The sequence below is a fragment of the Prevotella fusca JCM 17724 genome (genome assembly GCF_001262015.1).
In the GTDB taxonomy this organism is placed as follows: domain Bacteria; phylum Bacteroidota; class Bacteroidia; order Bacteroidales; family Bacteroidaceae; genus Prevotella; species Prevotella fusca.
Genome location: NZ_CP012075.1, coordinates 742842 through 766379, shown reverse-complemented (window position 1 = coordinate 766379; position 23538 = coordinate 742842). Strand labels below are relative to the sequence as shown.

The window sequence follows — 23538 nt, the reverse complement described above, 5'->3', positions numbered from 1 at the left end:
ATTAGTTGCACGGTAAAAGCGTAGGTTTTGCGTTGTAAAAGAGCCGCTTTCGCAACGCAAAACAACTTTTATTGATTTTCTATCGAAATATCTTTACAAAATCAAGGCAAAATTCTTCTTCTATCGTCCTTAAAGAACGGACTTTCTGTCCTTTCAATAAGATTCTACCAAAGGAGCTATTCTCTATAAGAAAAGTTTTTAAATTCTAAACTCAAATATCTTATAGAAATACTTTAAAGCGATTAAGAATGTATTAGAATAGATACCATTCTCGCGACAAGCTCGGACATCCTCCTTCAATAGGAGCTTATGACTTTGAACACCACTCGTACTTGCACCACCATTACGCATCGTGACAAAGTCCATATTAATATAATGTGCCTTGATTTTATGCACATGAAACATTCGGACTACCATTTCAAAGTCGGCTCCTATTTTATAATCAAGTTTATAAAAACCGACCCATTCATATACCGCTTTGCGCACGTATAATGACGGATGGGCTGGCATAAAGCCAAAACGAAGCCAGAAGGGAGAAAACATCTTAGAAGAATAATAGCGAGTTATCTTTTCTGGCTTCTTATCATGAATAAAATGTATATCGCCATACACAGCCTCAACTGCTGCGTCAGAAAAAGGCTTTATTAATCTTGACAAAACATCATCTGACGTAAAATAATCATCAGAATTAAGAACTCCTATGACATCGCCCGTCGCCATTGCTATTCCTTTATTCATAGCATCATAGATTCCATGGTCCTTCTCCGAAACCCATCTTACAGTATATCTATCTGTCGTAGAAGCATAGTTGCGAATGATATCAACTGTCGAATCAGTCGAAGCACCATCCACAAGGATATGTTCTATATCACTACAATCCTGACGCAAAACAGAGTCTAAGGTGTCTTGCAATGTTTTCTCACTATTATAAGTTGCCGTTATAATGGATATCTTCATATAAAAAAGAGATGGTAATACTTACCAAACTTAATGACAACAAAGATACAAAAAAACACACACAATCTACTTCTTGTTGTAAGATTATTTTGCAATACAACCATTAAAACATGGCTATTACACTTTTTTGACACCCAGATACAATATAATTACAATTATTGAGTTTTATTAAGCACAAGAATACAAGCAAAATGTTGACATATACTTTGATAAGTCTTTTTGCATTTGCCATGAGTGCTGTTTGCGGATTCATTATGATTCCGCAAATCCTCTCGTTCTGCAAGAAGAGGAAACTATATGATACACCAGATGATAGAAAAGTACACAAGAATGCTATTCCTCGCTTAGGAGGCGTCTCTTTTATGCCCAGCATGCTGATTGCTACCATCGTAGCCTTATTGGTCTGGGTCTATACAAGCAAAGGAAATAAGATCGGTGTCAGCCCATGGAGTATCTTTTTTGGCGTGGGCATCACCATTATCTATATCACGGGAGTCCTTGACGACATCTTCGGAGTGAAAGCAAGAGTAAAACTACTCATGCAGATTATCGTTGCCAGCTTGTTACCGATGTCCTATCTTTACATCAACAACTTCTATGGCTTCTTAGGTATCTATGAGATTCCTGCTATTATAGGAATGATATTAACGGTTGGTGTTCTGGTATTTATCATGAATGCTATCAACTTGATTGATGGTATTGACGGACTTTCGGCCAGTCTTACCCTCATTGCTTTATCTGGTCTTTTCTATATCTTTCAACGTGAACAGATATGGGTCTACTGCATCCTTATTGCGGGCTTGATGGGCGTATTAATTCCTTTCCTCTACCATAATATCTGGGGAAAAGAAGAAAAGAACCAAAAGATTTTCATGGGAGACTCCGGCAGTCTGACACTTGGCTATATTCTTGGTGTACTAATGATTAAGTTCTGTATGTACAACCCTAACGTTATGCCCTACCAGAGGGGAGCCATGCTGCTTTCCGTAACCCTGCTTCTCGTACCGACATTCGATGTTTTCAGAATAATCATCGTGCGTCTGCTACATCGCAAACCACTCTTCAAGGCTGACAAGAACCACATCCATCACAAGCTGATCCGTGCAGGACTGTCACAGCATCAGACATTGCTTTCCGTCATCTCATTGTCAGCAATCTTCATAATAATCAACATCTCGCTGCTGAATCATCTTCTTGTCACTTGGATTATCGCAATAGATATTATTATCTATGCAGCCTTTCATTATACACTCAACATATTTATAAGAAGAAAGGGTTTACTTCCGTTTACAGTGCAAGAGTAAAAAGGGGAATAATAAAGAGGAAGGGAAAGTTTATTATACATACACACAAGGCAGGCGCAAGCCTGCCTTTTATTGTTTTATAGCCGTAAAGGCTGTGAGAATCATTTAGAACTTGTCAAAGTAGAGTCTTACACTTCCATCGTTGAGTATCATCTTCCGTTTTCCGGTTTTCTCAATTCTGAACACTGGGGTAAGACTTTTAATACCATAGAGGTTCAGCGTTGCCTCATAAGCCGTTAGCGGACGGTCACCGTTCTCACGGTCAAACTGATAGGGAGAGGACAAAGTCAGCTGGTTGTTGTCAATACTAAAGCGATAGAGATAGCTGTTGTGCATACCTGTCTTGTCGTCCAACTCGAGGAGTTTTGCTTGAAACGACCAGAAGATAACCTGATTACTTAAATCCTCACTCGTACCTGTAGCCAACGTCTCAACCCTTACAAGATGCCACATTCCCTCCAGCTTTCCTGCTTCGTTGTCGGTTTCCAACGAACAAGAGGAGAATAGTAGTGCCATCAATGGCAAGACAAAGGATAACATCTTTATTCTATTCATATTCAGTTTCTTTCTATATTCTTAATAAAGAGGCTATTTCTTTCCCAACAAACCTCGTTTCGTAATTGTCAACTGCATACCATAATTATTGCCACGGAGGATTGAACCGAAGTCGGCACCGACTCCCATCCGCACATCAATACCCCTCATCCATTCAGGCATCTTTGTCCCCTGCAGCGTATAGGTAGCCTCTCCCATCAGACTTACGTTATGTCGTTTTTTTGTATAAGGCATTTCGTAGGTGCCCAATCCCTCCTGCCATGTACCGAGGAAACGCCACTTGAAGTTCTCAGTAGGGTGACCGCCCAATCCTAAATGAAATGCAACGAAGCGGTTATCCTTAAAGAAGATAGTTCCATCCTCATTATAAATAGGCGAACGATAGAGCGGATTACCCATCGCCTGTCCCCAATGTTGATAACCTGGCAAGATATAATGGTTGTAGAAATTATCCTTTCCGCCGATATGATCGCCCACTGTCTTAGTGTGGTCATGATAGATAGGACCGCTCTGATACTTAGAGTAGAGATATTCAAAAACGATGTTATTCAACCAGTTATCGGGCTTGTAGCGATACTCAAAACCCAACATCCAGTCCTTGAAGTCGTAAATCAAGTAACGACGTTCCTTCTTCATCTGCCACTCATCACCCTCACCATAACCATCATAATCAAGCTGAAGCATGGAAGAATGGTCCTCAAAGAACTTATCGGCATAGAGCGAAATGCCATGCCAGTCGCCGTCATAGTTGAGACGCATCACCCAGCTACCCAACTGGTCGCCCTGCACATTCTGATAGGTTGTCTCGCCATTGTCGGCACCACCGGGAAGAAAGGCGTGCCAAAAGTCACGCACTCCCTTACCATTCTCCGAAACTTTCATTCCACCATGTCCGTCAGGCAGATAAGAAGTTCCACCGAAGAGACTGACCATCTCAAGTCCCATCTCGAGCGACCACGGACAGAAAACCTCCTCATTTCCTATCTTCAGATAACCTGCCTTTGAATGATAAAGCATCCGGTCGGTGAACTTCGACTGCTGCTGCGTGAAGTCATGTTGCCAATTCTGGTCGGTCACCATTCCGTAAGCAACGTGTCCTTTCAGGTGCATCCAGCCATTACCAAATGGCAAGGTCCAATAATCTGACAATGCCAATCGCACCTGCGGAACAGGACGGGCATTGATTCCCAATGTCTGCGAGCCCGAACTGAGTTCATTGTTCTTCAGTTCCATCGGTTCTTCCTTAGCTCCAACAGTCAGCGTTCCGTGCAGCCATCGTCCTTCTACGTATGCCTGCTGAATAATAGCCTTGCTGGTATAGTTGATAGGAATGGCAACATCTAATCCGTAGCCTAAGCCGAACTTCCGTCCTTCATCCGTACTCAATGGACGTTCTATCCCACCACGGACATAACCATTCGCCGTTTCCAACGAACTTAATCCATATTTATTGGCATTCAGCCAGAGCGGAGTCCTGCCTTTCGAGAGGCTCCCCTGCATTTCCACCTTATATTCCAAGCCATGCAACGGCTGCAACCTTGACGTGTCACGTCGCACAGGTTCCTGATACTGCGCCTGTAATGTCGATGTGACTAACAATACAACCAAGGTTGAAAGAAACTTCTTCATCATCGTAAAGTTAATATCAGCTACAAAGATAATAAAAAAAAGTTTATCAACAAACTTATGTCCATGCAACTGCTTACACATTATAAGAAAACAAAGCTAAAGACGCAATTGAACCGCAGGTAATCATTCCATACTACAGGCATAGTTCAAGAAACAGGATTAACAGGTAGACTGAGTCGCTTGCTTCATCCACTAAACAGATATGGTATGATGTCCATTATTCCATAAGTCTCAACTTGATTCATCCGTATATACACATTTGTCTGCAACAGAAACTACATCCTGTCGAATTATTTACATGAAAAGAAATATTTTTCTTCACGAAAATAATTTCTTATTTTCATGAAAAGAAATTCATATTAATACATCATTCTGTATAAATCTCTGACTTAAACCGATTTAAGTCGTCCGTCAGCTACATCTTTATTCACATATACGGGAAACGTTCCACACCTTTAGGGAAAATCCTCCCCCTATATAGGGAAAATCCTTTCACCAACTCTTTTTTTCTTTGTTCCTTTGCAACATGAAAGCAAGGATAATGCTTCCCAAAGCATATCCTGCGACTTGAATAAGAACATAATTAAAGGTAACGATTATGAGAAAGATAGTACTAACCCTCATCGCATCGCTCATTCTAAGCGCATCAACAAGCGCAATGAGTTATGAGCAGGCTCGAGCACAGGCACTCTTTCTGACCGACAAGATGGCTTACGAGCTGAATCTGACAGAGGAACAGTATGAGGCTGCCTACGAGATTAACCTCGACTACCTCATGAGTGTCAACACGGTGGACGACCTCTATGGAACTTACTGGTCACATCGTAACTTGGACTTGAGCTATATCCTCTTCGACTGGCAATACCGTGCATACGTTGAGGCAGCTTACTTCTACCGTCCGCTGAGATGGGATGCTGGCTACTGGCGATTCGGTATTTATGCCCGCTATCCTCGCCGCGACTATTATTACTTCGGACGCCCGGGCTTCTACAGTGTATACAACGGTGCACACAGCTGGCGCAGGAACGGAGGCAGGAGCTGGTATAATGGCAGGGATATTTTCTATGGCAGGACTGACAGGCACCGCTACGGTATGAGAGACGGCTACTTACGTGGCGATTTCAACAGAGGTGGCTACAACTACTATCGCCATGGCAACAGCTATCAGAACGACTATTCGCGTAGTTTCGGCAACCAGCAGCGCGGTAACTTTGACGGACCACGCAGCAACCAGTACTATGCGCCTCGCAAGAGTTCAACCCGTACAACGGTTACCCGTCCTAACTACGACAGCAACTTCGGGGGCAGCAGGAACTTCGGCAATGCAACAAGAAGTTATGAGCCAAGTAGCTCCTTTGGCGAGCCAAGCCGCTCGTTCAGCGCACCTAACCAGAGCTTTGGTGGCGGATCGACATTCGGTGGCAGCCGTTCAGGTGGCGGAAATGTGTCGAACGGAAATAGTTCCTTCGGCGGACACCGATAAAAGAAACATGGAATATTAAAGAAAAAATATAATTATTCAAGCAGGTTTAAATACTAAGCACTAAATTTCAATAGAAGAAAAAGTTAAGCAGTTAAGGTGTTAAGATTGTAACGCAGCAGGCAAACCTATGAGTAAAAGCTGCATTCAGACCAAATTAGAGATGTAACAAAAAGAGAGTTATTTAAATGAAGGGAAGGGGTTTCACGTGATGTGAAGCTCCTTTTCGCTTTTGGTTTTGGGCTTATTAGCCTTATTAGCCTAATAGGGCTAATAAGCCTTATAGCTCAATCATCCTAATCTCGGCATTGCTCATTGGCTTGATTTCGTTCATTGGCTTATTGTAGTAAACACTCTGGATAGCCTTGTTGATGATGCCATGGCCGACGGCAAGCACCTTCTGACCGGGATATTGTTCTTTCAGCCATACCATAAAATCCTTGGCACGACGCTTCAAAGCATCCAGGCTCTCTATGTCATCCGGCCATAAAGAGGGGTCATTGAGATTTGCCAGTTCCGGGATATACTTCCCTGTAAACGACCCCCAGTCGCGTTCACGCAGCAAAGGAGTTGTCGTAACGGGCATTCCATGCGGTCGGGCAATCAGTTCACAGGTATGAATGCTGCGCCTCAAATCGCTTGAAACAAAAGCGTCAATCGCTTCATCTTTCAGCTTGTCAGCAACTTCTTCAGCCTGTCTGATACCGTTCTCGTTGAGCTGTCCGGGTGTTTGTCCCTGCATGATGTGATGTGCATTATCCACTGTTTCACCATGCCTTACAAGATATAATAATGTCATAACTTCATCGTTTCTTAATGCAAAAATAGTAAAAAGTCAAGGACTATCACATTGGAATAGAGATTATTTTGTATTTTTGCACTTATGAAAATACTTCAAATCTCAGCCATAAGGGCTATTATCGTGTTCGTGACAGGTTTCCTTCTCGTTAAGTATCGTGAGGAAACCATGACGTGGATGACCATCACTGTGGGTGTACTCTTCCTGCTCTCAGGACTCATTTCTTGCATCGCTTACTATTTTGAAAAGGAGAAAGTGGCTAAGAAAGCTGCAAAAGCAGAACAGCAAGAAAGCGAGCAAACAGAGGAAAGCCTCAAGTCGCCTTCTTTCCCTATCGCAGGTGTTGGCAGTATCATCTTAGGTATCATCCTTGCCGTCATACCTAACACGTTCATGACTGGAGTGGTTTATATCCTTGCTGCACTGCTAATCCTCGGTGCTATCAACCAGTTTATGAACCTCGCTCGTTCACGCCAGTACGCTCGCGTTCCTTTCTATCTATGGCTCTTCCCTACAGTCATCTTGGTAGTAGCCATTCTGCTGATTAGCAAACCAATGGAGGCAGCAGCACTTCCGCTGTTGGTGATTGGATGGGCATTCATGTACTATGGAGTCTTGGAATTCGCCTTGATTATCCGTATGTATCTTGTCCGCAGAGCTTTCGAGAAAGCTGAAGAAGCGAAGATTGTAACTGGCAACAAGTTGGTTACAGACGACATTGAGGATGCTGAGATTGTGGAGGAATAACCTATGCGCTTCTGTCGTTACCCATCACCCCTTGGTAACCTGTTGATTGCCGAGGAAGGAGATGCTGTCGTTTATTGTCAATGGGAAGATTCCGTCGATGAACGAATCATTGCCACATGGGAGGAAGACAAAGAACAGCAAAACGCATTGTTGACTGTGGCTTGCCGTCAGCTGACCGAGTATTTCGCTGGAAAGCGAAAGGTTTTCGACCTGCCCATACGCTTAAACGGCACTCCCTTTCAGCAAATTGTATGGAAGGGTTTGCAGCAAATCCCTTACGGAGAAATACTCTCCTACGCTGATTTAGCACGTCAGATTGGTCGTCATAAGGCAGCCCGCGCTGTAGGTAATGCCAATCATCATAATCCACTAATGATTATCATTCCCTGCCATAGGATTGTGGCAAGCAATGGAAAAATGGGCGGATATGCTGGTGGAATAGCCCGAAAAGCATGGTTGTTGGAAAAAGAAAAGGGGAATGAGTAGTTCCCCTTATTTGTTATACAAGACATTAAAACTTATTGCTGTCTTGCAAACCATAAGTCCGAACAGGTCACATTAGCCCCACTTGCTCCCTTCATCCGCAATTTATAGATTGGTGTTAGCCCTCAGCACCATTTGTGTTTACCATCCGCACCACATGTGTTAGGCATCAACACATTGGTAGAAGGAGGTAAAGCCGTTCGTTATTATTCTTATAAATCATCGTAAGATACAAGTAAAAACTTATAAAGAAAGCGTTTGTCTGGTAGCAATAAAAAATGTGTACTATAATATAGGAATACACTTGCATTCCTATATTATAGTACACATTTTCTGTTTATCTTAATTACAGAAACTTCAATTCACCGAAGAAAGCAGGGCAATGGAAGTCTGGAGAAGGCAAGGCGATTGGATTCCATGAGAGGAAATGAGGTTGAGATGTCTTGTCACCACACTTATAGAAATTGGCTCTGATGGTCTTTCCTGAGAGATTCTCTAATGTATGACGGAAGTAAGAACTAACAGGAACAACAAGCGCAAGCTCCCATGTCTGTCGTCCCTTTCTCATCTCGAAAGGTTCACGACCCAAAGATGCCCAGCGGTCAATCTGCTCTAAGGCAGCTGCTGGTGCGTGAGTACGATTCTCACGTCCCTTACCATTGCAAAGCAATACTGTACCGATACAGTTGCTTTCAAGGTTGTAATAACCTCCTTCTTCATCAGGGCTGCAGAAGAACTCACAGCAGGAATCCTGCCAAACTGGTCCTAAGTCGGTGCCTGCCTCAGCACGCACGCAGTCTTCCTCTACCCGATAATGCAGCAGAATGGCATCACCTTTATGGGCAATGGCAAACTCTACACTTGGACAATAAGGATATTCTGCTGCCCAGTCTACGGTATCTATCTTATTGTAAGATACGCCATTATCCTTGAAAAGGGCTGGAATGTCAACAGCCTTAACCTGTTGACACTCCAAAAGTTTTACTTCGAGTTGTTTCATTGCTTCAATGTTTTCTTCACAAAATCAGCCATCATCTGGTCATGACGACGTACGTCACGATAGAGCAAGAGCTGATTGCGTGAGCGAACGAGGTTGTGCTCAGCGTACTTTGTCTTGTAATAGATGTCCCCATTGATGTAATCAGCAAGGAAACGAACGCACTGCATATATGGGAAGAGTGCCACAGCGTATGGCAGATGAGTGGTTTCTACAGGTGTAAGGAAGTTGCCTGCAGTGCTGAGATAACCCTCTGTGAACGAACAGAATATATCCTCCTTCAGCCCAACGGCATCGTAATTGTCGCTATCCTCAGCCACGTGATTAGCACCAGTGCGCAAGAAGTCGCCATAATCAGAGAAGATAAAACTTGGCATTACGGTATCGAGGTCGATAACACAGAGCACCTTACCATCTGCATCAAACATCATGTTGTTCACCTTTGTGTCGCAGTGACAGATGCGCTTAGGTAGTGTTCCCTCACGATAGAGACACTCAGCGAGACACATCTCGTCAGCATCACGCTCTAACTCAGCAAGGATATCCTTCACAGAAGCCACTCTGCCAGCCTTGTCAGCACTAACAGCCTCACGCAACTGGCGCAGACGAAGTTCCATGTTATGGAAGTCAGGGATGGTTTCTCCCAATGGTTCCTTCAAGTCAACCAACATATTCTGGAAGTTACCGAAGGTTTCACCACAGCAGAATGCGCTCTCTGGGTTTATTTCCTCTTTCGTAATAGCGTTTGGAATGAACACACTCATACGCCAGTAGCGGTCATCAGCATCCTTGTAATAGGTCTTACCGTCTGTAGCCTGAACAAAACGCAGACACTTACGGTCAATATCCTTTTCTCCCTGTGCTTCCAGCTTATGGCGGATATGAGCCGTTACAGCCTCGATATTGTGCTGCAACAAATCCACATCGGTGAATATGGCGTTATTTATACGCTGCAGAATATAATCAGGGGTGTTGGCATCTACAGTTGATACACGCAGTGTTTCATTGATAAGTCCGTTCCCAATAGGATTTACACTCTCAACAGTTCCCTCAATACGGAACTGAGAAACAACATCATTGAAATTAGGCATAGTTATTTATTAGTATTAAAGATTTATTCTTAAAAGAGAGGAGTTTAGAGAATTAAAGAAGTGAAAGAGGAGTTAATACAAATGCTATATTAGTCATAACAAGATTGTTTTACTATCATCGTAGATCCATAAACAATATAAATCTACGACACATTTGTCTTAACTCCTTTAACTCCTTACATCAAATCTCCTTTTCTTATGGTCTGTCAGCAGGCTTAGCACCGAACTGAGAAGGCTTGCTACCCATCACAAACTCAAGTGTTCCACCACGTTTGATGTCCTTGAAGTCAATGTAAGAACGGGTATAAGGCTTACCGTTCAACTTAGCACTCTGAATATAGATATTCTCTTCGCTGTTGTTATGTGCCACAACACGGAAGGTCTTACCATCACCAACGTTCACCGAAGCCTCATCGAAGAGCGGTGTACCGAAGATGTACTTGCCACCTGCTGGCTCTACCTGATAGATACCAAGAGCGGAAAGAATGTACCATGCAGACATCTGACCTACATCCTCGTTACCACTCAAACCATCGAAGTCGTCGTGATACAAGTTCTTGAGTACATAGCGAATCTTGTCCGCTCCCTTCCAAGGCTGACCCACATAGTTGTACATATAAAGGATATGATGACTTGGCTCATTACCGTGTGCGTACTGACCAATCAGACCAGTAATGTCTGGTGAAGCCTCTGCTCCCATATCACCACTAACGATGAAGAGGGAATCGAGCTTTGAAATAAATGGCTTTTCACCACCGAAAGCAGATACAAGACCATGCACATCGTGTGGTACCAACCATACATACTGCCATGCATTACCCTCTGCATAATCGTCCTGACGGTGTACAGTGCTGAATGGATTGAATGGTTCACGGAACTTACGATCAGATGTTACACCACGCATAAACTTCGTCTTCTTATCAAAATAGAAGTCACGATATGACTGGCTACGCTTGGTGAAGTACTTATAATCAGCGGTCTTGCCCAATTGCTTTGCAAGTTTTGCTATACAAGCATCAGCCAAGGCATACTCCAATCCCTTTGCAACTGTCTCATGCTCTGGGTCGAGATTACAAGGAATATAACCATATTTCTTCAACAATCCCATGCCACGCTCATCAAGCATAGCAGAAGCCTTAGCAGCCTCAAAGACAGCATTCTTATCTACATCATAGCCTTTCAGTGCAATGTCAACAAGCACAGGAATGCCTGGATTACCAATCATACAGTCAGTCTCATTACCCATAAGATGCCATACTGGCAACTTACCCTGCTGCTTGAAGATGTTAAGCATAGTCTGTGTGATGTCTCTCTGCTTCTCTGGATGGATGATTGTCATCAAAGGATGTGCTGCACGATAGGTATCCCAAAGTGAAAAGGTAGTATAGTCAGTGAAGTCACCCTTATAGGTCTTGCCATCTGCACCACGGTATTCACCGTTTACATCACCAAACACTGATGGTGCAATCATTGAATGATACATTGCTGTATAGAATATCTTTCTTGCACGCTCATCCTCTGTCTTGATAGCAATCTTACTCAATTCCCGGTTCCACTCATCCTTCGCCAAAGCAACGGTATTGCGGAAATCCCAGCCTGAAAGCTCCTTCTGCATATTCAATCGAGCATTCTCAACACTCACAGCAGAGATACCTACCTTCACGAGAACTGGCTGCTCAACATTGTCAACAGCAAAGACACCAATTGTATCACGCTCATTTGATTCCAACTTCACAGGCTGTGAGAACTCAGCAACAAAGTAAACGCGCTGATCCTTAGCCCATCCTTCTGACATACGGTAACCGCTAACGGTCTTAGCAGACTCCTGCTTGAAGTTGCAAGAAGTCATCTTGTCCCATCCGATACCCTGAGAGAGGTTCAGAACAACGTAACCCTTCGCTGCATCAGCAGGGAAAGAGTAACGATGGAAAGCTACACGCTGGGTTGCGGTAAGCTCTACACGAACCCCAGAAGCCAACATCACTGAATAATAGCCAGGACGAACATGCTCAGCACGATGCGAGAATTTCACCTCACGCTGTGCTGAATTGGTAACAGGAAGGAGCGAAACGTCCCCCAAGTCACCAATACCCGTACCGCTAAGGTGCATCTGTCCGAAACCGATGACCGTTGAGTCGCTGTAATGATAACCTGAACACCAGTCCCAACCCTGCTTCTTCTGTGTAGGACCAGCCTGAATATTACCGAATGGAACATTAGCACCAAGGAATACATGTCCGTGTCCGCCCGTTCCAATAAATGGGTCTACATACTGCGTATAGTCCTGCGCAAAGGCAAAAAGACTGGTCACAGCAAACGCCATTAAAGTTAAGAACCTTTTTTTCATATACTAAGTTGTTTTATTTTTATTGTTGTTTTCTCTCCCTTTCTCAGTGCATAAGGCGGAGTTTCACCAGTTTGAAACTGAAGTTTCATCAGGATGATACTGGAGTATCACACCCATGATACTAAGAGAGAAGTACATCCTTTCTATCCCTTTCCACAGCTTCTTTCAATCTTGTTGACAATGATTTCGTCTGTGAAGATCCATGCATCCTTCTCACGAGAGAGTGCCTTCACACGCACATAACGTCCCTTAGCGTCACCCTTCCACTTGTAAGGATAAACGAGATAGTCCTCTGACGACTTAATACCTGGGCTTACAGTGTCAATCGTCTTAAAGTCCTTACCATTGTCAGATACCATCAGTTCGATAGTTACTGGCGTATAGATAACAGACTCATAGAGGTGCATAAAGTCAACACGTACGTCACGGATGTCCGTAACCTGACCCATATCAACCACTACATCCACACCGGTACTATCGATGAAGCCCTGCCAACGACCCTCAAGATAGCCCCAGTCACCACGCAAACCATTGGTCAGCGTACTGTCACCTTCGGCACGATACTTCCCTGCATAGCGTCCAAGATAAGTCACTGGCTTATTCAATGCCTCGTGCAGTGTCACACTGCGGCTCTCCATACGTGAACCCTTCTCCTTTGAGAGGTCAAAGGCATTGTAGCCCGCACGCTTCAGACGCTCAACATTTACGACTGCTCTCTTACGGAAGTTGTCATAACCTGTGCGCTTCTTTGTCCAACCTGTCTCTGCCAAAGCTAACAGACGAGGATAAAGCATATACTCTAAATGGCTTGGCTCAGCAATGAACTCGGTCCATACACACGCCTGAACGCCATCCATATATTTCTCAAGATTGCTTCCTTTATACTCTGCAGGGATTGGTTCATAGTTATAGGTCTTATCCAAACGAGTATAACCTCCCTGCGCCTTTGGCTGTTCCATCGGATTGTCCTGATACATATTCAGATAATAGAACTGCTGTGGAGCCATCACGACATGATGCTTGCTTGTTGCAGCCTCAATACCAGCCTCTGTGCCACGCCATGACATCACAGCTGCGTTAGGAGCCAACTTACCTTCCATAATCTCATCCCAGCCAAGGAGCTTACGACCATGGTTGTTCAAGAATACTTCCATACGATGGGTGAAATGGCTCTGCAACTCGGCTACATCCTTCAAGTTATTCTCCTTCATTATCTTCTGACAATCAGGACAAGTCTTCCATGTGCGGCGTTCTGCCTCATCACCTCCGATGTGGATATACTTAGAAGGGAAGAGTGCCATTGTCTCTTTCAGCACGTTCTCCATGAAGGTATAGGTTGCCTCCTTGCCTACACAGAGGTCTGACTGTGTGTAAGGCTTACCTGTACATGACAACTCTGGGTAAGCATAAACTACCTCATCGCTATGGCCAGGCATCTCAATCTCAGGGATTACCTCAATGTGGCGTGATGCAGCATAGCGCACAATTTCCTTGATATCTTCCTGTGTGTAATAGCCACCGTAGGCTCCCGGTGTATTCTTATGGCAATACTTGCGGTCGTTATCCATCCACCACTTTGTCCAACCCGACTGTGTGCGATAAGAGCCTTCGTCTGTCAGGCGGGGGTATTTCTTCACCTCCATGCGCCATCCACCACCATCAGTGAGGTGCCAGTGGAAGCGGTCGAGCTTGAAATAAGCCATCGCATCAATCTGCTTTTTCAAGAAGTCCTTTGTCCAGAAGTGGCGAGAGCAGTCAATCATCAAACCACGATAAGCAAAACGTGGCGTATCCTTCACCTTTACACAAGCTATCTGACCATCCTTTTCGAGCTGGCGAACAGTTTGCAAACCATAGAACAAGCCCGTTGGAGTCAGTGCCTGAATGGTGATACCCTTTGGTGTAACCTCCAACTCATATCCTTGCAGGCGAACACTGTCCATTGCCTGCGCTGCCTGCTGGGCTGTTCCCTTACAAATCAGGCGGAAAGTGCCCTGCTTAGAAGGGAACTTTGCGTAAGCCAAAGGATGCTTCAGCACCTCGGAAGTGTACTGATTAAGCACCTTAAAGTCATTACCTCTTAGATTAGTCACAATCTTCGTACCCTTATTCAGCTTGAACAGACCCTTCATAAGGCTGATATTCTCAGGTTGTGGGATGATGTTTTGAGCTGCAACAGGCAAAGAAACAGCTGTTGCAAACAACAGGGAAACTGCACTCAAAAGAACTTTTTTTCTCATAACGTGAGTATAAATGTCGGTTTTATATTTATTATTTGATTATACTTAATATTTCTTACCTCGATAGTTGTCGGCAGTCTGTCCTCTTACCTATGGTCAATCAATATCTTCCTAATAGTAGACCGCCTTCCACATCAGCATCTTCTTGCATCGTGCCAAGCGTCCGCACCATGTGTGCTAAGCATCCGCACAACTCGTGCTAAGCCTCCGCACAATAGTTAAAAACGGCAAGAGAAGTCCATTATTGTCATTATATATAATGTAATAAGACATTAATGACTTACAGATGCGTGGTAGCCTCGTCCGATAGCACTATTTTACTTCAGATAGAATTTCAATGCTCCGCCCTTCAACAGCTCATCATTCGTGATGCGATAGCGGTTTAATGGCTTACCACCTAATTCCATCTTCTTTACGATAACAGCCTCGTCATTTGGACGAACAGTCTCTATCACGAGGTTATCTCTGCCCCACTGTGCCTTATCCAAACGGATTGTCACCTTGTCAAAGACGGGTGAGGTGAGCGTGTAAGATGGGTCGCCCGGACAGTCAGGATAGAAACCAATCATATTGAACACCGCCCAAGCAGACATGGTTCCGGTGTCATCATTACCAGGGATACCCTCTGGTGCGTTCTTGAAATACTCCTTCAAGAGTCTGCGGGTCTGTACCTGTGTACGCCACTCATCACCCTTGAAATAAGAGAAGAGGTGAGGATAAGCAATATCAGGCTCATTTGCCGGATCGTAATAACCCTTGTCAAACACGCTCTGGAGCTTGTTGACAAAGTTTTTCTGTCCTCCCATCAACTTTGCAAGTCCCATGACATCATGCGGAACATAGAAAGTATAGTTCCAAGCATTGCCTTCGTGGAAGCCTGGAGATGGTTCAAAGTTCTCGCCCTGCTTTGGATCGAAAGGCTTATAGAAGGTGCCGTCTGACATCAGTGGGCGCAACAAACCGAACTCCTTGCTGAAGTAATGGCGATAGCCCAAGGAACGATTGTGGAACAGGCGAGCATCATCTTTCTTGCCCAAGGCCGTAGCCAAACGTGAGAGGGCATTGTCAGCGATATAGTATTCGAGTGCATGAGAAACGGAATTGTCGAACTGCTCGTGCAAGGCAACATATCCTTTCTCCATATATTCATCGTTATCTGGGCGCAGAGGGTTCTCACTTCCCTTTGTCAGCGCCGACTTGCGGAAGGCCTCGTAAGCCTTGTTGATGTCGTAACCACGCAGACCTTTCAACCAAGAGTCAGTGATAACAGGAATAGCTGGGTCGCCTTCCATCGTGTAAGTCTCACGACTGAAGAGTTCCCACTTTGGCATCCAGCCATGCTCCTCGTACATTCCAATCATCGAGCGAATCATATCACGCTGACGATTTGGATAAACCAACGTAAGCAACTGATGCACATTGCGATAGGTATCCCAGAGAGAGAAGACTGTATAACGATTGCCCTCCTTTACCGTGCGGATTTCATTGCTCTCCATAGCAGGGTACTGTCCGTTGACATCCTGCAGGATATTCGGGTGGATAAGAACATGATAAAGAGCAGTATAGAAGATCGTGCGCTCTGTCTTTGAGCCACCCTCAACGAGGATGCGAGACAGGTCATCATTCCACTTCTTACGAGCCTCTGCATGAATGGCGTCGAAGTTCTTTCCACGCTGTTCGGCCTCAAGATTCTCACGGGCGTTTGCCATACTTACGAATGACACACCCATCTGTACCTCCACCTGCTCATCAGCCTCGGTATCGAAGTTCATCCACACACCGATGTCATCGCCTGAGAGTTCCTTGTGGTAGGTCTTGTAGAGCTTATACTTGCCATTGTCAACATCCCATTCAGCCTCAACGCCTGTCATCGGACGCTGCTTCTTCCAGTAGCCAGTCTCCGTTGGTTTCTTGCTGATGCGCATCACGAAGTAGATTGGGAATACTGCCTGTGGGTTATAACAGAATGTACCCTGCAGCTTCATACCCTCATACTCTGTGTCGCTCACCTTCTTCACCGTTGCACCTGTCTCATTTGTCAAACCCTCACCGAGGTTTAACAAGATATGACTTTCTCCTTTCGGGAATGTGAAACGTGCAACAGAACTGCGAGGAGTGGCTGTCACCTCTGTCTTCACATTATACTTTACCAAGTGATTGGAATAATAACCGGGATGAGCAACCTCCTTGTCGTATGTACTTCCGTACTCCTTATAATTAACGTTCAGCTTTCCCGTCGTTGGCATAAGCAGCAACGAGCCTACCTCCGGGCAGCCCACACCACTGAGATTGACGTGAGAATAACCCGTGAAAAAGACGTTATGATATTCGTAAGGAGTTGACCACCAACGTGCGTCCTTGTCAAATTTGTTCAAATCGGAACCCATTACGTTGAATGGTACAACTGACATCAATCCGTTAGGGCATACTGCTCCCGGATTGGTAGTACCAAAATTAGATGTTCCAATAAAAGGATTGACAAGGTCGACAGGCTCTTCCTCACCCTTGACAGCCGCTTTCAGCGAAAGGAAAGACAAGGAAAGAAGTAGTACTAATAAGAATTTATGCTTCATTTGGGTGTTGGGTGATGGATGTTGGGTGTTGAGGGAATGATGGGGGAGGGTGATAGGTGATGGGTGTTAAATGTTAGGTGGTGATGATTTGTTAGGTGATGGGTGATGATGAATAGTGATGAGGGTATCATTATTTACTTCTAAACAATTCATTACCACTCAATATTCAACACCTATCACCTAACAAATCATCACCACCTAACATTTAACACCCAACACCCATCAACCATCACCTACAAAATACTATTGTTCTTTGTGAACTCTATGATGTCCTTGATATAGCCGAATGCCATACCAACTACTGTGTCAGCTGCACCATAGTAAACTGCTACGCGCTCGCCATCCTGCAAAGCAGCACATGGGAAGACAACGTTTGGCACGTCACCCTGCAACTCGTAAGGTGCGTTTGGTGCAAGAAGATATGGACGAGTGCGATAGAGAACCTTCTCTGGATTGTCCTTATCAAGGATAGCTGCACCCATTGAATAACGGAAACCGTTACAAGTAGTGATTACACCATGATAGAAAAGCAACCAACCCTCGTCTGTCAAGAAAGGAACTGAACCAGCACCAATCTTTGTACACTGCCATGCACTCTCTGGGAAAGGAGTAACCTTCATCACGCAACGATGCTCGCCCCAATACTTCATATCTGGGCTGAAGCTGATGTAGATGTCACCGAAAGGTGTGTGACCATTGTCGCTTGGACGGCTCAACATCGCATACTTTCCGTTAATCTTCTCTGGGAAGAGTACGCCATTGCGGTTGAATGGAAGGAAAGCATTCTCACACTGATAGAACTTCTTGAAGTCGAAAGTGTAGGCAATACCGATGGTTGGACCGTGATAACCGTTACACCATGTAATCCAATAACGGTCCTCAATCCATGTAACACGTGGGTCATACTTGTATTCTGACTCAATCATCTCGGTGTTACCAGCCTCAAACTTGATAGGCTCGTGATTGATTTCCCAGTTCACACCATCCTTACTGAAACCAGCAAAAATGTTCATCTGCACCGCCTTGTTGTCACAACGGAACACTCCAGCGAAGCCATCCTCAAAAGGAACAACAGCACTATTGAAGATACTGTTTGATGTTGGAATATGATAACGATCGATGATTGGGTTCTTTGAATAACGCCACATCACATCCTTGCATCCTTCAGGACGTTCTTCCCAAGGCAGAATATCTTTTAAACTTTTCATTGTAACTATAGTTTTATGCTTTTAGTTTTTATAAATATCTATATATATAATAATTACAAGCAAAGTTAGCTTTTTACTTCAAGAACTGGGAGGTTTTTATTATTCGTTAAAAAGGAAAAACACTTCTTAACAGGTGATGCTGTAAATAAGTTAAGTTAAAATAGCAAAAACTCTTTTACTTTCATTCCGCTGACACTGAAAACCTATTCAGTTTCAAGCTGTAAAAAACATGGGTATGAAAAAACAAGACAGAAGATGCCTCCTCCTTCTCTGTTTTCATAGGCATGGGCATAAACATCTTGATATCCTTGCAAGTCTTTCAGAGATGTATTTGTTCTCTGATGAACCTATTTGGGTTTACCTCATCTGCTTTTCTTGAATCCCTCCAGTTGTTCGTGTTGTTTCTCTTTCATTTGTCTGCTGATCCCTGTTATCCATCGACGATGCGTGACGATGAAGATAATGCCGAGAATAGAAAGAATAGTATTTGACAGAGCTGGTAGTTTTAACCACCATGTACCCAGTGAAATAATAGGTAATGCACTCAAGATAACAACGGCTGTGACGATAATATGAAGATGAGGAGAACTTGAGGTTTTCCCCGTGTGTGTAGTATTCATGGAGAATGTCACTTTATTATATATCGCCATCTGAAAGAGAATACGGTAGCATACTCCGGCAGAGAACAGTGTATAGGCGAGGATTTCCCACATGCTTATCTTCCCAAGGATGACTGCAGGAAGAAAGATAAGCAGCGGAATAAGCAATAGGGCAGAGTAGAAGTAATACTTTGCCAGTAGGAGTGTTTGGATGCTGTGCCTCTGCATCAGCAGACACTCGAAGTAGTTGCCTTCGTAGCACATGATTCTTGTGAGGAATGCCAATCCATAGATGATGAAGCAATAGTATAGAAAGGAATGGGTCTCTATCGGGTCGTTTTCGGGGTTGATGAGGATAAGCACACAGAAGAGCGCAATGGAAACCGTGTCGAGGATGAAGACGAGGCGTAGTCTTTTATTGCGAAGGATAGCCCATGTTTCGAGCTTCAGATATTCGCCTATCTGGTTGAAACGCTCAAAGAAGGAAAGGCTTAAACTGTTCTGGCTGCCTGTCGTCTGGCTTGTGGCATAAAGTTCCTTATAGATGTGGCGATACAGAATTTTACGGTTCAATAATATCAAGAGAACCAGAAGCAGGATAACCATTACATATATCCACACGTCTCCTTTCATCATTGCATTGCCAATCCGGGCACAACGATGGATGTAATCTTGTGCTGACGGGAAGAAAAAGGCTGTTGCTGCGATGGAAAGATATACAAGAATCGGTATCAGCCAATAGTATAGTCTGCGTGCTGTGAGCACTTGGGTCAACTGGAAGAACTGTCCGTTGACAAGCAGGAGAAGATAGAGCCCGATGGTGTAGCCTGTCATTGCGAGTGCACCCAGTTCGGGAACGATGGTCTTGATACCGAAAGGAACGCAGAGGAAGAGCAGATAAGTGTTCTTGATGTGTACGAGCTGGCGGATAATCAGGTAATCTGTATAGGTGTGTTTGGGAAGGGGTAGGAGTTGGTAAGGGCGGATGTACATCAGCAGCCGGTGGTCTGTTGTGTATCTGAAGATATAGTCAAAGAAAAGCAGAAGCGGCAGCAAAGCATAGATGAAGCGATATCCGCCGAGATTCTCCATGGCTGTGAGCCTTGCAAGTTCTGTTCCTATCCAAGCCATATAGCCATAAAGGAAAACAGCCAACACGTAGTAAAGATACTTTGCTACATTGTTGGCTTGCCATGTCTTCGCCCTCTTGTTCGAGAGGCGGAAGTGTGTATGCAGGGTTAGTATGGCTTCCCAGTAAGTCATTTACCTCAAGTCTATAATCTCTGCTGATGGATGGCTCTTCTTGTTAAAGGTGAAGATGTTGTCCGACAGGTTCTTACGCTGGATGCTGGAGATGGTGATGGTTGTCCATTTTTTGCCCTGCTTCATTCTGATTTTCTGCAGCTGATAGCCCTTGCTGACAGTAACATACGCCTCTGACACACTGCGTTTTCCGTTGGTAGCCTTCATGTGAACTACGTAAGCACCGCTTTCATTGGTCATAGACAGGTTGTAACCCTGTCGATACATTGTCATCAGTGAATAGGGATTCATTGACAGGCGCTGGGCTTCAGTAGGTGTTGAAATGTTCACCTCGTTGGTAGACTTCATGTAAGACCATTGTGTCGTGCCGTTGAACCATACGGTTGACTGTGGGGTGGTGGCAACAAATTTGGCACCTTTCACAGATATAGTGCCGGATGTTCTGCCTACAGCACCTTGGTTGGAAAGTGTGAAACGGGCGGTAATACCTCCTTGATTGGATACAATGGCTGTAGCCTTGTCAAGGCAGGTCTTAGCCTGATTGGCGTTCTGGGCGAAAACACCGTGTGCCATGAAGATGGCAACAAACAATAATAAATATTTAATCTGCTTCATGATCTTATCGTTTTAATGATTCTAATATCTTTCTGTATAGGGTTTTGTGAGTAGGAATACAGCGCCTGTTAATCTGTGATTAATGCTTGCAGGCAGGTGCATGGGGGTGCTTTCTGCCCTGTATGTGGCTTTGCAGTCTTCTTGCTCCAGAGGTTATCCACGAAGAAGTGTAAGCAGGTTGTCGAGACTTACCTCATCGCTTACCAGTACCTCACGTGGCTTTGATCCCTTTGCTGCACCCACGATGCCCGCCTTTTCCATCTGGTCCATCAGACGTCCGGCACGGTTGTAACCGATAGACAAGCGACGCTGTATCATACTCGTCGAACCCTGCTGGCTGACAACAATGGCGCGGGCTGCCTCCTCGAAGAGTGGGTCAAGGCTGTGTGCATCCAATGAGCCACCGCCGCTTACGTCGTCTTCAGACAATGGTTCTGGTATCTCCAGCGGACGGACAGGACCTAACTGGTTGGCAATGAACTTTGTGATGTTCTCGACTTCAGGAGTATCCACAAAGGCACACTGCACACGGACAGGGTCAGCACCGTTGAGATAGAGCATGTCGCCACGTCCTACAAGCTGTTGTGCACCCGGTCGGTCGAGGATGATTCGGGAGTCCATCATGGCTCCGACGCGGAAAGCAATGCGTCCCGGGAAGTTTGCCTTGATGTTACCTGTGATAATCGTCGTGGTAGGTCGCTGTGTTGCAATAATCATGTGGATACCGATGGCACGTGCCAGCTGAGCGATACGTGTGATAGGCATCTCCACTTCCTTGCCCGCTGTGAGGATCAGGTCACCGAACTCATCAATGATGACGACGATATATGGCATGAACTCATGCCCTTCTTCCGGGTTCAGTTCATGTCTGAGGAACTTCTGGTTATATTCCTTTATGTTTCTTACCCGGGCTGCCTTCAGCATGTCGTAACGCTCGTCCATGAGCACACATAGACCTTTCAGTGTCTTTACAACCTTCTGTACGTCAGTGATGATAGGCTCTTCCTCGTTCTCCTCGACGGCCGCCATGAATGGTTTTGCTATCGGAGAGTAAACGCTGAACTCCACCTTTTTAGGGTCAACGAGCACTATCTTCAGTTCATTCGGGTGTTTCTTGTAGAGTAGGGAAGTGATGATGGCATTCAGACCTACAGACTTTCCCTGTCCGGTAGCACCTGCAACGAGCAGATGGGGTATCTTGGCGAGGTCGACCATATACACTTCATTGGTGATGGTCTTGCCCAATGCGATAGGTAATTCCATCGTAGACTCCTGAAACTTACGGGAGTTGAGGATGGAGAACATCGACACAATGTTCGGCTTGGCATTCGGTACCTCAATACCAATCGTACCCTTGCCCGGCATCGGAGCTATGATACGGATGCCGATAGCCGCCAGACTCAGTGCAATGTCATCCTCAAGATTCTTGATTTTGGAGATGCGGACACCCTGTGCAGGGGTGATTTCATAAAGGGTGATGGTAGGGCCGACTGTTGCACGGATGCTGCGGATTTGTACGCCAAAGTCGTTCAGTACCTTGATGATGCGGTCTTTGTTTGCTTCCAGCTCCTCTTGACTGACGTAGTTGGTCTTGGAGTCAGACGCATATTCCTTTAACAGGTCCAGCGTCGGGAACTTCCAGTTGGTGAAGGGTTCACGAGGATTAATCGGAGTCAGCGGTAGGTTGTTGTTGGCAACAGTCTTTCCGCTTGCCTTTTCATCGCCTTTCTGCTCATCTACTTTGAAGTCCGGGGCTGTTGCAGGGCTGGGTTTCTTCCCCTTGATGTCACCGTTTGGCGAATAAAGCGAGTCTGCCTCCCTCAGAACAGTTGTCGGTTCTGTCGGCAGGTCAATAGGTTCGGCGAGTGTAGGGTCAACGTGTTCTATCGGCTCTACAGGCTCATCATCTATTACAGTCTCGTTGTTGTAAATATCATCGTCATCCTGTCCTTTGCTGTCATGTACTACCGTGAACTTCACTTTGTCACGGATGTAGCCAAACGGGTTCATCATCTTGCGCACCACGGTGATGGTTTCAGAGGTGAGATAGGTGAGGTATGCCAGCATGACGATAATCAGTATAGCTATCAAACCTGGTGCACCGATAAGGTTTTCCATGTATTGCACGCAGAAAGCACCGTGGTCACCGCCCGGATTATACACGCGGTCACCCATCAGTGGTGTGAGAGTTTTGGCAAATGTAACCGAAAGCCATACCATTACCAACGCCATTCCCATGAACCATTTGGCAAGGCTCAGTTTCTTGTAGGCTCCCATCATGCGGATGCCACACAGTGCAATAAAGGCTGGGATAATAAAGGCTGGGATACCAAAACAGCGGGAAATAAGTCCGTATGAAAGCAATGCGCCGAGCGAACCGCATGCGTTCTGGAACACTCTGCCCGAGTTCTCCACCTCGCCCGGACGAAGGTCAGTAACCAGACTCTGGTCGGCTGCACCTGTGCTGAAGTAGCTGAAGAAGGCGACGCAGATAAAGACAGCAACACCTAAGAGGATGAGTCCGGCAACAAATCCTGTCTTGTCGTTAATGATATTATTTAGTCCGATAGCCTCGGTGAATGTCTTGCTTTTACGTTCTGTTTTCTTCTTTGCCATTTATCGTTATTCGTTTATCCTTGCAAAAGTAATAA

Annotated in this window: 17 protein-coding genes; 4 read left to right on the top strand and 13 right to left on the bottom strand. The window is 45.0% G+C overall.

Annotation, left to right across the window (positions count from 1 at the left end; translation table 11 throughout):
- Window positions 1-198: 198 nt before the first annotated feature.
- Window positions 199-957, bottom strand: a complete 759-nt coding sequence (locus ADJ77_RS10400) for a glycosyltransferase family 2 protein (protein WP_025078139.1) — start codon at window positions 955-957, stop codon at window positions 199-201.
- Between the two features lie 191 nt (window positions 958-1148).
- On the opposite strand from ADJ77_RS10400, the gene ADJ77_RS10395 reads away from it, so the two are divergent.
- Window positions 1149-2261, top strand: coding sequence for an MraY family glycosyltransferase (locus ADJ77_RS10395; protein ID WP_025078140.1), 1113 nt, complete (start codon window positions 1149-1151; stop codon window positions 2259-2261).
- 105 nt (window positions 2262-2366) lie between these two features.
- On the opposite strand, the gene ADJ77_RS10390 is transcribed toward ADJ77_RS10395, so the two are convergent.
- Together ADJ77_RS10390 and ADJ77_RS10385 are read right to left on the bottom strand one after the other, a co-directional pair.
- Window positions 2367-2816 (bottom strand): lipocalin-like domain-containing protein, encoded by a 450-nt coding sequence (locus ADJ77_RS10390; RefSeq protein WP_025078141.1) that lies wholly within the window; start codon window positions 2814-2816, stop codon window positions 2367-2369.
- Between the two features lie 33 nt (window positions 2817-2849).
- On the bottom strand, window positions 2850-4445 hold the full coding sequence (locus ADJ77_RS10385; protein ID WP_025078142.1) for a capsule assembly Wzi family protein: 1596 nt from the start codon (window positions 4443-4445) through the stop codon (window positions 2850-2852).
- A gap of 598 nt (window positions 4446-5043) precedes the next feature.
- On the opposite strand from ADJ77_RS10385, the gene ADJ77_RS10380 reads away from it, so the two are divergent.
- On the top strand, window positions 5044-5928 hold the full coding sequence (locus tag ADJ77_RS10380; RefSeq protein ID WP_025078143.1) for a hypothetical protein: 885 nt from the start codon (window positions 5044-5046) through the stop codon (window positions 5926-5928).
- 277 nt (window positions 5929-6205) lie between these two features.
- On the opposite strand, the gene ADJ77_RS10375 is transcribed toward ADJ77_RS10380, so the two are convergent.
- Window positions 6206-6724, bottom strand: a complete 519-nt coding sequence (locus ADJ77_RS10375; protein ID WP_025078144.1) for a histidine phosphatase family protein — start codon at window positions 6722-6724, stop codon at window positions 6206-6208.
- Window positions 6725-6808: 84 nt separating this feature from the next.
- On the opposite strand from ADJ77_RS10375, the gene ADJ77_RS10370 reads away from it, so the two are divergent.
- Both ADJ77_RS10370 and ADJ77_RS10365 read left to right on the top strand, forming a co-directional pair.
- Entirely contained in the window at window positions 6809-7471 is a 663-nt protein-coding gene (locus ADJ77_RS10370; RefSeq protein WP_025078145.1) for a DUF308 domain-containing protein, read from the top strand.
- 3 nt (window positions 7472-7474) lie between these two features.
- The gene (locus ADJ77_RS10365) at window positions 7475-7957 is read left to right on the top strand and encodes a methylated-DNA--[protein]-cysteine S-methyltransferase (RefSeq protein WP_025078146.1); all 483 of its coding nucleotides are present in this window, start codon (window positions 7475-7477) and stop codon (window positions 7955-7957) included.
- 343 nt (window positions 7958-8300) lie between these two features.
- Here ADJ77_RS10365 and ADJ77_RS10360 read toward each other — a convergent pair whose 3' ends face one another.
- The 9 genes from ADJ77_RS10360 to ADJ77_RS10320 all read right to left on the bottom strand — a co-directional run bounded on the left by ADJ77_RS10360 (window position 8301) and on the right by ADJ77_RS10320 (window position 23503).
- Window positions 8301-8954 (bottom strand): carbohydrate-binding family 9-like protein, encoded by a 654-nt coding sequence (locus ADJ77_RS10360; protein WP_025078147.1) that lies wholly within the window; start codon window positions 8952-8954, stop codon window positions 8301-8303.
- Window positions 8951-10042 (bottom strand): phosphotransferase enzyme family protein, encoded by a 1092-nt coding sequence (locus tag ADJ77_RS10355; protein ID WP_025078148.1) that lies wholly within the window; start codon window positions 10040-10042, stop codon window positions 8951-8953. The genes ADJ77_RS10360 and ADJ77_RS10355 overlap by 4 nt, the downstream gene beginning before the upstream one ends.
- A 196-nt stretch (window positions 10043-10238) precedes the next feature.
- Window positions 10239-12389 (bottom strand): GH92 family glycosyl hydrolase, encoded by a 2151-nt coding sequence (locus tag ADJ77_RS10350; RefSeq protein WP_025078149.1) that lies wholly within the window; start codon window positions 12387-12389, stop codon window positions 10239-10241.
- A 143-nt stretch (window positions 12390-12532) separates the two neighbouring features.
- Window positions 12533-14629, bottom strand: coding sequence for a glycoside hydrolase family 20 protein (locus tag ADJ77_RS10345; RefSeq protein ID WP_050696386.1), 2097 nt, complete (start codon window positions 14627-14629; stop codon window positions 12533-12535).
- A gap of 317 nt (window positions 14630-14946) precedes the next feature.
- Entirely contained in the window at window positions 14947-17256 is a 2310-nt protein-coding gene (locus ADJ77_RS10340) for a GH92 family glycosyl hydrolase (protein WP_262499342.1), read from the bottom strand.
- A 179-nt stretch (window positions 17257-17435) separates the two neighbouring features.
- Complete coding sequence (locus ADJ77_RS10335) at window positions 17436-18410, bottom strand: glycoside hydrolase family 130 protein (protein ID WP_050696385.1); 975 nt, start codon at window positions 18408-18410, stop codon at window positions 17436-17438.
- Between the two features lie 362 nt (window positions 18411-18772).
- Window positions 18773-20272, bottom strand: coding sequence for a DUF5687 family protein (locus ADJ77_RS10330; protein ID WP_025078151.1), 1500 nt, complete (start codon window positions 20270-20272; stop codon window positions 18773-18775).
- Complete coding sequence (locus tag ADJ77_RS10325) at window positions 20273-20887, bottom strand: LolA-like putative outer membrane lipoprotein chaperone (protein ID WP_050696384.1); 615 nt, start codon at window positions 20885-20887, stop codon at window positions 20273-20275.
- 153 nt (window positions 20888-21040) lie between these two features.
- Complete coding sequence (locus tag ADJ77_RS10320) at window positions 21041-23503, bottom strand: FtsK/SpoIIIE family DNA translocase (protein ID WP_025078152.1); 2463 nt, start codon at window positions 23501-23503, stop codon at window positions 21041-21043.
- Window positions 23504-23538 lie beyond the last annotated feature (35 nt).